9 protein-coding genes are annotated in these 12,175 nt (G+C 70.5%); 5 read left to right on the plus strand and 4 right to left on the minus strand.

Translation table 11 applies throughout. The features are described from left to right. Positions 1-41: 41 nt before the first annotated feature. Genes AB0C12_RS03280 through AB0C12_RS03295 form a run of 4 tightly spaced genes read right to left on the minus strand, consistent with a single transcriptional unit; the run spans position 42 to position 5,290 of the window. The gene (locus AB0C12_RS03280; RefSeq protein ID WP_360543628.1) at positions 42-710 is read right to left on the minus strand and encodes a response regulator transcription factor; all 669 of its coding nucleotides are present in this window, start codon (positions 708-710) and stop codon (positions 42-44) included. After that, positions 707-2,077: a histidine kinase gene (locus AB0C12_RS03285; protein WP_360543630.1), complete on the minus strand. Its 1,371-nt coding sequence runs from the start codon at positions 2,075-2,077 to the stop codon at positions 707-709. The genes AB0C12_RS03280 and AB0C12_RS03285 overlap by 4 nt, the downstream gene beginning before the upstream one ends. 20 nt (positions 2,078-2,097) lie before the next feature. Further along, the gene (locus AB0C12_RS03290) at positions 2,098-4,557 is read right to left on the minus strand and encodes an FtsX-like permease family protein (RefSeq protein ID WP_360543631.1); all 2,460 of its coding nucleotides are present in this window, start codon (positions 4,555-4,557) and stop codon (positions 2,098-2,100) included. Position 4,558: 1 nt separating this feature from the next. Beyond that, positions 4,559-5,290 carry an ABC transporter ATP-binding protein gene (locus AB0C12_RS03295; RefSeq protein ID WP_360543633.1) on the minus strand — a complete coding sequence of 244 codons (732 nt, stop codon included), beginning with the start codon at positions 5,288-5,290 and terminating at the stop codon, positions 4,559-4,561. A 336-nt stretch (positions 5,291-5,626) separates the two neighbouring features. Between AB0C12_RS03295 and AB0C12_RS03300 the strand changes: the two genes are divergently transcribed. The 5 genes from AB0C12_RS03300 to AB0C12_RS03320 are packed head-to-tail and all read left to right on the plus strand — an operon-like array spanning position 5,627 to position 12,153. After that, positions 5,627-6,100 carry a chemotaxis protein CheW gene (locus AB0C12_RS03300; protein WP_360543635.1) on the plus strand — a complete coding sequence of 158 codons (474 nt, stop codon included), beginning with the start codon at positions 5,627-5,629 and terminating at the stop codon, positions 6,098-6,100. Then, complete coding sequence (locus AB0C12_RS03305; RefSeq protein ID WP_360543637.1) at positions 6,097-7,497, plus strand: CheR family methyltransferase; 1,401 nt, start codon at positions 6,097-6,099, stop codon at positions 7,495-7,497. The genes AB0C12_RS03300 and AB0C12_RS03305 overlap by 4 nt, the downstream gene beginning before the upstream one ends. Next, positions 7,494-8,033 carry a chemotaxis protein CheW gene (locus tag AB0C12_RS03310; RefSeq protein WP_360543639.1) on the plus strand — a complete coding sequence of 180 codons (540 nt, stop codon included), beginning with the start codon at positions 7,494-7,496 and terminating at the stop codon, positions 8,031-8,033. Before AB0C12_RS03305 ends, AB0C12_RS03310 begins: the two co-directional genes overlap by 4 nt. Positions 8,034-8,038: 5 nt before the next feature. After that, a complete protein-coding gene (locus tag AB0C12_RS03315; RefSeq protein ID WP_360543641.1) occupies positions 8,039-9,505 on the plus strand; it encodes a methyl-accepting chemotaxis protein in 1,467 nt (488 codons plus the stop codon). After that, positions 9,505-12,153 carry a response regulator gene (locus AB0C12_RS03320; protein ID WP_360543643.1) on the plus strand — a complete coding sequence of 883 codons (2,649 nt, stop codon included), beginning with the start codon at positions 9,505-9,507 and terminating at the stop codon, positions 12,151-12,153. Before AB0C12_RS03315 ends, AB0C12_RS03320 begins: the two co-directional genes overlap by 1 nt. The last annotated feature ends 22 nt before the right edge of the window (positions 12,154-12,175 follow it).

Consider the following 12,175-nt stretch of genomic DNA (forward strand, 5'->3'; position numbering starts at 1 on the left):
CGATCTCGGCAATGGAGCAACCAGGCTACATCTACCTTTATCTATGCATTGGGCCGGACCAGACCGCTCTCGTACGCGAGCACCACCGCCTGTACGCGGTCCCGCAGCTCGAGCTTTCCGAGGATCCGGCCGACGTGCGTTTTCACGGTGGTCTCGGCGACATGCAACCGCTCAGCGATATCGGCGTTCGACCGGCCCTGAGCGACCAGCAGAAACACTTCGCGTTCACGGTCGGTGAGGGTCGCCAGCCGCTTGGCGGAGCTGTGCACCGCCGGCACCGCGGGCACCAGTTGCCCGGCGAAGCGATCGAGCAGCCGCCGGGTGACCCGGGGCGCAACGATGGCATCGCCCGCGGCGATGGACCGGATCGCCGAGAGCAGCTCGGTGGGCGGAGCATTCTTGAGCAGGAATCCGCCGGCCCCGGCCTGCAGCGCCGCGAAGGCGTTCTCGTCGGTGTCGAATGTGGTGAGCGCGAGCACCCGGGCTCGGTTTCCCGATGCCACCAATTCTCGGGTAGCGGCGACGCCATCCATGACAGGCATCCAGATGTCCATCACCACGACATCCGCATCGACGTCCCGCAGCACCCGCAGGGCCTCGGCCCCGTCGGCGGCCTCACCGACGACCTCCATGTCGTCCTGCGCGGACAGAATCGACCGGAACCCGCGCCGGACGAGCTCCTGGTCGTCCACGACGACAACTCTGATCACCCGCCACCACCCCGGGCACTGCCTGCGCCGTTCACCGCGTCGCCCCCGTTCACGTCGTACTCTTTGCCGTCATCGGTGCCACCTGACGTCCGTGGAATGGTCGCCATCACGCACCAGCCGCCATCCTCTCGCGGCCCGGCCTCCAAGGTGCCACCGTGCAGGGCGGCCCGTTCCCGCATCCCGGCCAAGCCGTGACCCGGCCGAGCGGTCACCGCCGTCGCGACCCGTCGCTTCCCGCCCCCGTCATCGCTCACCTCGACACGCATGGACTTCGGCGTGAAGGCGAGACGCAGGGTCACGGCGGCGTCGGACCCGGCGTGCCGCAGGGTGTTGGTCAGTGACTCCTGGACGATCCGGTAAGCCGCAATCTCCTGCGCCCGGCTGAGGCGACCCAGCGCACCCGTGGTCTCGCGCACCACGCGCAGGCCGGACCGTGCCACAAGTCCGTCGATCTCCCTGAGCCCGATCGCTCTGCGCTCTGTTCCGTCGCCATTCGCGCGGTCCGCCTCGGCCAGCAAACCGTCGAACGCGGCACCGCGACCTGTGGCACTCTGCCGACGCTCCAACCTTCGCGCCACGGCAGCCCAGGATCGATCACTCGAATGCGCGACGGGCTCGACCACCGCTTCGGGCACCGGCAGCGACGCGCCTCGCAACAGCTGGATCACCCGGCCCATGTCGTCGAGCGCTTCGCGGCCGGTGGAGGCGATCGTCGCCAGGGCTTCGCGGGCGGGCGTCTCGGATCCTTCGAGCGTGAAACCGGCGGCATCGGCCTGGACGATCATCACGCTGAGGCTGTGCGCCACCACGTCGTGGATCTCGCGGGCGATGGCTGCCCGTTCTTCGGCAACGGCGAGCAGGGCCAAGTGGTCGCGTTCGCGTTCGAGAGTGGCGGTACGTTCCTCGAGCGTCTGCACGTACAGCCGCCGGGTGCGCAGGCCGTAGGCGGTGACCCAGGTCGCCACCGTCACCGCGCCCACGACCCAGAACACCACCCAGAAGTTGCCAGAACGGTTGTTCTCCACGAGAGCAGCGACCAGCACCGCGACGCCCGCACCAGCCCCGGCGACCACTCCCCAGCGGAGCTCGGGCCTGTACAGCACCGCGGCGTACATGGCGATCAGAACAGCGATGTCGAACATCCGCACGTAGCTGCTCATCAACAGGTGCAGCGGCGCCAGCAGATAGACCACGGCCACCACGATCATCGGCAGGTGCCGCCGCCAGATCAGCGCTAGCGCCATGGCCAGACCACAGATCTTGACGGGCCATGGCAGGCGGTACTCGAAGAGGGTCAGGGCAGCGACGAGCGCCGCCACGGCTCCATCGAACAGCCAGGGTCGGATCCACGCGCCGATGCGCCACACGACCACCACGATAGAAGGCCTCATGCGTCCGCCATGGCGCTGACGACAGAGGCGCGGGCCGCTCGGCGTGAGGGCAGCACCGCCGCACCGGCTCCGGCCACTGCTGCGATCAGCACAAAACTCAGGAGTTGCCCGCCCGGAACGGTCAGCAGCGCATCGGTGGGACCGAAGGCCGCCTCCGACGCCAGCCAGCCGTAGAGCACCCCGAACGCCACTCCGACGACGGCGCCGGCTGACGCCATCAGCAGCGCCTCGACGAGCAGGGTCGCGCGCAGCTGACCCCGGGTCAGGCCGAGTGCGCGGACGAGAGCCGACTCCCTGGTGCGTTCCAGGACGGAGAGGGACAGCGTGTTGGTGATGCCGACCAAGGCGATGACCAGCGCGAAGCCCAGCAGGACCGCGATGATTCCGAGGATCTGGCGGATCGCAGCGCCGCGCTCGGCACGGACCGAAGCGAGGTCGTCGACCTGCACCAGCGGATGCGCGGTCAGGGCGGCATCGACGCGTTGCCGTGCGGCTGAGGTGTCGACGCCGGGTGCCGACCGGACCAGGATCAGGCTGTCGTCCCGCTGCGACGGGTAGAGCGCCGCGAAGTCGCTGGGCCACAGGATCACGTCGCCGACAAGGCTGGAGGCCTCGACCAGCGCGGCGATGCGCACCTGGTGCTTCCGCCCTGCGGCCGAAACCGGCAGCTCGTCACCGACCTTGCCTTGACCTGTCGCCACGAGCGCTGAGCCGGGTCCGAAGTCAGCCAGCCGTCCGGCTGTCACCTCAGGCCGGTACGCCGTACCGATCGCTGCGCTGTCCAAACCGGCGACTGTCACCGTGTCGCCGGCCACCCGCCCGTCAACCTGCTTGACCTTGGCGACCAGGTCGAATGTCGGGTCACCGGTGAGACGTGCACCTACCGCCGGCGAGATGCCCCGCTGCCCTTCGGCCGGGGTGAGCAGATAGTCGACCGGATACGCCTCGTTGAGCTGAGCCTCCGCCGTGCGGTCCACCGTGGCGGCGATGGTGCTGCCGCCGGCCATCAGCCCCACACCGACGAGCAACGCGGCCGTGGTGGCAGCCGTACGACCGGGGTTGCGCCGGGCGTTGGCGACCGCCAGCCGTGCGGGCACCCCGAACAGACGACCCGGCAGCCACCCCAGCGCGGCGACGAGCCTGCCGATGACGAGGGGCGAGATCAGCAGCAAGGCCAGGAAGTTGCCGATGCCACCGGCCACCACCAGGATCATCGCCGCTTCGGGCTGGTCCAGTCGCAGCCCCGCCACCGTCGTCAGCGTGCCGGCCAGCGCCACCAGAGCCGCGGCGACGATCAGCACGCGCCGCGATCTGCCGGTGGCGGGCACCACCATGCGCAGAGCGGCGACCGGCGGGACGCGGGTGGCCCGGGCCGCGGGCACCACAGCGGAGACCATGGTCACCAGCGGCCCGAGGAGGAGTGACACGAGCAGAGGGTAGGGCGTGAGGACGAGGCCGCCGGCCGGCAGCCGGACCCCGAGCGCCGCCGAGCCCTCCAGCAGCCCCCACGCGACCGCGTATCCGAGCAAAATGCCCAGCATCGCACCGGCGACGCCCACCAGGGCGGAGTCGGCGAGCAGTGAACGCAGGATCTGACCTCGGCGCGCGCCGACACAACGCAGCAACGCCGTCTCCCGTTGCCGCTGGGCGACCAGGATTCCGAACGTGTTCGCGATGACAAATCCGGCCACCAGGACCGCCACTGCGGCGAACAGGTACAAGCCGATCGTCAACCCGTTGATCTGCGCGAACGCTTGCTGGGCGAGATCCTGGCGGAACTGATCGCCGGTACGGGCCGACGCCGCGGCCGGCACCCGCAGGCGATCGCGAACTGCCTCCGGATCGACTCCGGCGCTGACGGTGGCCACCACGTTCCGGTAGCCGGTGGCATCGGTGAGCCGAGTGAGGGTGGCCCGGGTGACCACGGTGGTGGAGACGTCTCCGGTGATCGCGACGATGCCGACGATGCGCAGTGTGCGGCGCTGCTCCGAGGCGTCCAGGACAGTGGCGGAGTCACCGATCCGGTAACCCGTGGTTTGCGCTGTCTTGTTGTCTATCGCCGCTTCACTGTCGGAGGTGGGCAGGGAGCCGGCGCTGAGGTCGTACGAACGCAGGGTCGGGTCGTCGCCGACGTCGATGCCGTAGCCCGGAGCGCCGAAGGTCGCCACGAGGCGGCCGTCGCGGTCGAGCAGTGGTAGCCGCTCCCGCATGCGGCCGGTGGCCGACGCGACGCCGTCCGTGCGGCGCACGGCATCCAGATCGGCCGGGGTGAGCCGGCCGCCCGACGCGGCAGAAACCACCACGTCGACGTTGCGCGCCGCCCGGGCGAACTGGTCGACCAGGGCACTCCTGGCGCTGTCACTGAAGATCATCGTGCCGGCCACGAACGCGACGGCGAGCACGATCGCCAACCCGGTCGGCACCAGGCGGCGCGGGCGCAGTCCGGTCCGCCGCACGTCAGGCCCCCAGCCGCTGGAGCCGGTCGGCGACGCCGTCCGGGGTGGGCGCCCGAAGGTCGTCGACGATGCGCCCGTCCGCCAGCACGACCACACGGTCCGCGTATCCGGCGGCCACCGGGTCGTGGGTCACCATCACGACGGTCTGACCCCACTCCCGGACGCTGCGCCGCAACAGCTCGAGCACACCGGCGCCGGTCCGGGTGTCCAGGCTGCCGGTCGGCTCGTCGGCGAACACCACGTCCGGACGGCTCATCAGCGCCCGCGCACAGGCGACCCGCTGCTGCTGGCCACCGGAGAGCTGGGCCGGGTAGTGGTGCAACCGATCGGCCAGACCGAGATCGGCCGCGACCTGCGCGAGGCGCTGACGCTCCACGCGACGCCCGGCGAGCTCGCCGGGCAGCAGGATGTTCTGCTCGGCGGTGAGCGTCGGCAGCAGATTGAACGCCTGGAAGACGAACCCGATGCGGTCGCGGCGGAGCACCGTGAGGTCGCGGTCGGCCAGGCCGGTCAACTCGACGCCGCCGATCAGGATCGAACCGGACGTCGCGGTGTCGAGACCCGCCAGCAGGTGCATCAGGGTGGACTTGCCGGAGCCGGACGGGCCCACGATCGCGGTGAACTGCCCCGCGGGGAACGTGACGCTCACCCGGTCGACGGCTGTCACCGCTGTCTCGCCCTCGCCGTACACCTTGACGAGCTCGTCCGCCCGCACGGCGTGCGTGGTGGTCATCTCGGCCTCCTGTTCCTGTGGTCGGAGGCGAATCTATGGACGAACGGGCAGCGGCCGCGTCGTCAGCAGGAACGGTCTTGGCGTACTCCTCAAGGAGGACACGAGCGCTGCGCGTCCTCCTGAAGTCCACGACGGGATCGTCGCGCGGGCGGACGACAGGCGACGCGTACGGGTCGAAGCTGAGCGGGCGCAGGTGCCGCGGCCGATCGCCGAAGGGTCCGGCGTCCGGTTGCCCCGGAGCGACGTCTGTGCCGCATGGGACCCAGCAGACTGAAACATTCTCGCTAATGAGGGAGAAATGACCGCTAGCCTGAGCGAATGGTGCAGCCCGGACAAATGGCGCCACCGGCAGAGGAGCCCGCGGGGGACAGCTCGCTCGTCTTCCGAGCCGGGCCGCTGCTCTGCGCCCTTCGCCTGGACGAGGTCATCGAGACCATGCGGCCTCTGGCCACCCATCCCCTCGCCGGCACTCCCGCGTTCGTGAAGGGCATCTGCATCATGCGGGGCATCCCCACCCTGGTGATCGACGTGGCCCGGCTCCTCGGCGGGGCCGACGCCGAGGTGTCGCGCTTCGTCGCGGTGCGGACCGAGCGTGGCCCGGTGGCGTTCGCGACCGGTGAGATCCATGGCGTGCGGCCGGTCAGCACGGGCACCGAAGGGCGCCATGAGGCTCTGCTCGGGGACGCGCCCGCCCGTCTCATCGCCGCCGTCGGCACGATCGACGCCGCGCCGGTGCTGCTGTTGCAGAGCATGCGGCTCGTGCCCGATGAGGTCTGGGCTGCCGCAGCCTCCCTGGCGGTGACCTCATGAGCGCTTCCGCGGAGGTCACGATGTTCCGCGGCCTGCTCGCCACGAAGCTCGGCTGGACGTTCGACGACAACGACACGTCCCAGCTGGCTGAGGTGCTCGGCAAGCGGTCGGAGACGCACGGACTCAGCCGCTCCCGGTATCTGGGCCGGCTGGCCCAGGAGGACTGGGACGACGAGCTGACGACGCTGGCCGAGGACCTGACCATCAACGAGACCTACTTCTTTCGCCACGGTGAGCAGTTCCGCGTCCTCGCCGAGGTGGCGCTGCCCGAACGGATCGAGGCCCGTTCGACCCAGCGGGTGCTGCGGATGTTGTCGGTGGGCTGTTCCTCCGGCGAAGAGGCCTACACGATGGCGATCGTGGCGCGCGAGACGCAGCCGGGCCCGGACTGGATCATCTCCGTGCAGGGGCTGGACGCGAATCCCGCCGTGCTCCACCAGGCCCGGACCGGCCGGTATTCGGCCTGGTCGTTGCGCGAGACCCCGGACGCGGTGCGGCAACGCTACTTCCACGCCAACGACGGCGAGTTCGAGCTGGACGCCGGCATCCGGTCGGCGGTGCGTTTCCAGCAGTACAACGTCGCGACCGACGACGAGGTGCTGTGGCGCCCGGACCAGTACGACGTGGTGTTCTGCCGGAACCTGCTGATGTATCTGACACCTCAGGTGCGCGAATCCCTGATCCAGCGGATGACCAGGGCGCTGTCGCCGGGCGGATATCTGTTCCTCGGGCACACCGACTCGCTCGGCAGTCGTCCGGACGGGCTCGAGCCGCAGCACACGCGCCACACGTTCTACTACCGTCGGCTGCAGCACTCGGTTCCCTCCGCCGGCGCAGTGCCGGCCCTCACCGCGCCGACTCGCGGTCATGTGCCCGTGCCGCCGGGCCCGGTGGAGTCCAGCGTCCATGACCGTGCGATGCGGCTGCTGCTGGATGAGCGCTTCACCGAGGCGCTGCGCCTGATCGAGGCCGAGCCGACAGACGGGCGCGCTGCGCGTGATGTCCTGCTGCACGGCGTGCTCCTGGCCCACGCCGGCCGCCTCGAAGAAGCCGAGATGCTGTGCCGGCGTCTGCTCGACGTCGACGGGCTCTACGCTGACGCCCACCACCAGCTCGCGGTGTGCCTGGAGGGCGGGGCTGCCGTGGATGTGGCGATCGGACACTACCGGCTCGCCGCGTACCTGGATCCGGACTTCGCCATGCCCCGCCTGCGGCTCGGTCTGCTCGCCCGCCGCCGGGGCGAGAACCGGATCGCCGTGCCCGAGCTGGACCGGGCGCTCGGCCTGCTCCGCCGGGAACGCGACGAGCGGATCGCACTGTTCGGCGGCGGGTTCGGCCGGATCGCCCTGACCACACTCTGCCGTGCGGAGCTCGACGCGTGCGGGGCGCACCGATGAGCCCCAGTGACGTCAAGAACCGCCTCGCCGAGTTGCGCGACGACTTCGATCGTTCCTTCACGGAACCGGCGCGCCAGCATGACGCCGAGTACGCCGAACTGCTGGCCGTCCGAGCCGGCGGCCGCCCGTACGCGTTACGCCTCTCGCAGGCCTCCGGGGTGCACTCCGACCGCCCGGTCACGCCGTTGCCCGGACCGCAGGCGGCGCTGCTGGGCGTCGCCGGGTTCAGTGGCGCGATCGTGCCCGTCTACGACCTCGCGGCACTGCTGGGGCATCCCGTGCCCGACCGTCCGCGCTGGCTCGTGGTCGCCGCAGGGGCTCCACCGCTCGCACTGGCGTTCCACGATCTCGACGGTCACGTCCGGGTGCCGGCCTCGATCATCGTCGACGAGGCCGACGGCAACACCGGACGCGACGTGTTGCGCGGCATGGTCCCGCTGCCGGGTGGCATCAGGCCGATCGTGGACCTGCTGTCGGCCCGCGCGGTCGTCCATCAGCTGACCGGACACACCACGTACAACACCGAGGAGCGGTGACGGGCATGGCCAAACGTACATTCGGCAACAAGCTCGGGCTCGGATTCGGGCTGACCGTGGCCCTGACCCTGATCATGGGGGCGTCCTCGGTGGCCGCGCTGTCCATCGTCGTGGACGCCAAGGACGACGCGATCCGGGAAGCCGTCGACGATCTGGGCAGCGCCGAGCACCTGACGACCAAGGCGGAGAGCCGGATCAGCGACTATCGGGCGTATCTGCTCAACGGCAACGAGGAGTATCTGAACCTCACCACGCAGGACCGGGAGGAGTTTCTGGGACTGGTGGTGCAGTTGCGTGGCACGCTCACCGATCGCGCCGCGATCTCCCTGCTGGAAGCCGTCGCCACCGCGGAGGCCCAGCATGCGGCGGTCCTGCAGCCGGTCATCGAGAAGCGCAAGACGATCACCGACCTGCAGACCATCAGTCAGCTCAACGCCACTGAGGTCGGCCCGGCCCGCCGGGCACTCCAGGAATCGATCTCCGCTCTGACCGCCAAGGTCCGCGCCGACGTGGAGACCGCCCGGCGCCAGTCGTCAGCCCGGGCCACCCAGGGCATCATCCTGATCATCGCGCTCGGCCTGCTCGCCATGGCCTGCGGTGCCTCCATCGCCTGGCGGCTCAATCGCGACCTGCGTCGTGAGGTCGGCGCCGCTGTCGGGCACATTCAGAGTTCGTCGGCCGAGCTCGAGGCGGCCGCCGCCCAGCAGGCGACCGGCGGGCGCGACCAGGCGAGCGCGATGAGCGAGATCACCACGACGATCAGCGAGCTGCTGATCACGTCGCGGCAGATCGCCGAGAGCGCCCAGCGGGTGTCGAAGATCGCGGAGGACACGGCTGACGCTGCGCAGACCGGCGACGCCACGATCGACCAGACCCGGGCCTCGATCTCCGCCATCCGTTCCCAGGTGGATCAGATCGTGCAGCACATGCTGGCGTTGGGTGAGAAGTCCCAGCAGATCGGCGGCGTCGTCGACCTGGTGTCCGAACTCGCCGAGCAGACCAACATCCTGGCCATCAACGCGACCATCGAGGCCAGCGGCGCCGGCGAGTGGGGGCGGCGGTTCGCCGTGGTGGCCGAGGAGATCCGCAAACTCGCGGACCGTACGGCCGGGTCGGCCAAGGAGATCCGTGCGCTGATCGACGACGTCCGCGGGGCGGTGAACACCACGGTGATGGCCACGGAGATCGGCGCCAAGAGCGTGGACGCGGGTTCGCGGCAGTTCGACGACGCGACCAGCTCGTTCCGGCGCATCGCCCAGCTCGTCGCGACGACCAACGACGCCACTCGCGAGATCGAGCTGTCGACGAAGCAACAGACCACGGCGGTCGAGCAGGTCAATGTGGCCGCCTCCGACACCGCGCGGGTGACCCGGGAGACGGAGGCGAGTGCCGTGCAGACGAAACAGACCGCCGCGCACCTGTCGAGTCTGTCCGGTGACCTGCTCGACCTGGTCGGCACCGGTCGGCGCTGATGAGCCAGGATCCGCTGCGGTACTTCCGGGTCGAGGCCCGCGAACTGATCGACCAGATCAGCGCGGGCGTCCTCGACCTGGACCAGCAGCCCGGGCCGGACCTGGTCGCGCGGCTGCTGCGCTTCGCGCACACCCTGAAGGGCGCCGCCCGGGTGGTACGCCAGCAGGAGATCGCCGACCGGGCGCACGCCTTCGAGGAAGTGCTCGTGCCGCACCGCAGCGCCGGCGAACCCCTGCCCGCGGACCAGATGCGGGAGTTGTTGCGCCTCAACGACGAGATCGAGGAACGGGTCGCCGCCCTCGAACCGCAGCGGCCGCAGGCGCAGCCACCCTTGCGGTTCCCGCCGGGAATGACTCCGGGGGGTGCGAGCCCCTCCCCCGGCCTGCGGGCCCCTGGCGATCGGGGTGCGGGACCCGGGCGAGCCGCGGAGCAGGAGGATGAGTCCCGGACAGGCAACGCGCGGCTGCACGAGAGTGAGCCAGCAAGCCTCGGCGCGCAACAACATGACGGCGATCCGGGACGCCCGATCGGGGACCGAGCTGACGGCCCGGAAGCCATCAGCGGGCCTCAGGCCGAAGAGGTCGTCGGAGCGATCAGCGCGCCACAATACGACAACGAACGTCGGATCCAAGTGCCGGATGTCCATGATGGACAAGATCGGCAGAGTGATCAGCCGCAAGGCTCCGCACCGCAGACCGACAGTGGCCAAGAAGATGTCGACAGGTCCGAGACTAAGAGGCGCCAGACGGCCAATCCGTCCGCGGCCGGCGACCTGGGCGGGATCAACACTGCTGCGGCGTCCGCATCTCAGCCGGCGCCCGTCGACGGACCGGACGATCACCGGACGAAAGCAGACGACGGCACCAGCCGCTCCGAACAAGGTCGGCCCGCGGCAGACGTTCCCGGCGGTGCCGAAGCAACGACGAAGAGCGAGGAGGCCGCCAAGACCCCCTCGCATCCCGACGCCGCGCCCGCCGCGCGCGGTGCGACCGCCGATGTCGATGAGCTTCTCGATGCCGTCGGCGAGGCCCACGCTCGCTTCGCTCCGTTGCGCACCGGGGGGCATGCCCTTGATCAGTTGACCCGTTCCGCGGAGGCTCTCGCCGACCAGCTCCGCGTCGGGCGCACGGCCGCGCACACCGATGCGGCCAGGGTTGTCGCCGCCCGTCTCGCCGCGGACCTCGGTGCGCTCGGCAGGCGGATCACCGACACCGTCGAGCAGGTCGAGCGGGAGCTGGACGAGGTGCGAGGCCGGGCTGAGCGGCTACGACTCGTGTCCGCCTCGAGCATCTTCACCGGCCTGCACCGCGCGGTTCGCGACGCTGCCGACGCCCAGGGCAAGCGGGTGCGGTTCGAGGGCCGGGGTGGCGACCTGCGACTGGATCCGCAGGTGTTGACGCTGGCCAACAACGCATTGCTGCACGTCGTTCGCAACTCGGTCGCGCACGGCATCGAGCCTGACGCGGACCGCCTGGCGGCCGGCAAACCCGTCGAGGGCCGGGTGGTCGTGGAGGTCGAGCGGCGTGGACGGTACGTGGCTTTCCGGTGCACGGACGACGGACGGGGCTTCGACCTCGCGGCGGTCCGGCGCACCGCCGAGGCCCGTGGGCTGCTGATGCCCGGCGGGACGCCGCCCGACGAGCAGACGCTGGTCGAGCTGGTGCTGCGGGGCGGCATCAGCACTTCCCCGACCGTGACCGAGGTGGCCGGCCGGGGCATCGGGCTCGATGTCGCCCGGGACGTCGCCGACCAGCTCGGGGGCGACGTATCCGTACGGACCGAGGCCGGCCGGGGCGCCGCTGTCGAGCTGGTGCTGCCGCTCGCGCTGATGTCGATGCACGGACTGATTCTCGAGGCGGCCGGGACCATCGCCACCGTGCCGCTCGACTCCGTACGCACGTGCGTACGGTTGCTGCCGGAGCAGGCCACGGCCGCGGCCGTCACCGGGAAGATGGCGCACGACGGCGAGGCAGTGCCGTTCCTTCCGCTGGCCCGGGCGCTGTACGCAGGCACGACAGTGCCGGACGGCGGCGGGCCCACTGTCGCCGTCATCGTGGGCACCGATGACCAGGCCGTGGCCGTCGGCGTCGACCGGCTCGCGGGCACCTCCACACTGGTCGTGCGGCCGCTGCCCGACCTTGCCCCCGCGGCATCGGTCATCGGCGGCGTGTCGATGGATCTCGACGGCAATCCACGGCTTGTGCTGGACGCCCAGGGACTCATCGCGGAGACCTACCGGCTCGGCGCGGGCGGCCCCGCGCCGGCCGAGCCACCCCGGCGCCTGCCCATTCTGGTTGTCGACGACTCGCTCACCACCCGGATGCTCGAACGCAGCATCCTCGAGTCGGCCGGGTACGAGGTCGACCTCGCCGCCTCCGGCGAGGAGGGCCTGGACATGGCCCGGTCCCGCCGTTACGGGCTCTACCTCACCGACATCGACATGCCGGGCATCGACGGGTTCACCTTCGTCGCCGAGACGCGCGCGGATCCGGAGCTGTCCGAGGTGCCCGCGATCCTGGTCAGTTCCCGGGCCAGCGCCGAGGACCGGCAGCACGGCGTTGCCGTCGGGGCCAGCGCGTACGTGGTCAAGGGCGAGTTCAACCAGGAGGAGCTGCTCGCTCACATCCGCCGGCTGGTGCCGGCATGAGCGTGAACAGCCGGTGCACCGG

It is taken from the genome of Actinoplanes sp. NPDC048967, assembly GCF_040649415.1.
Classification (GTDB): domain Bacteria; phylum Actinomycetota; class Actinomycetes; order Mycobacteriales; family Micromonosporaceae; genus Actinoplanes.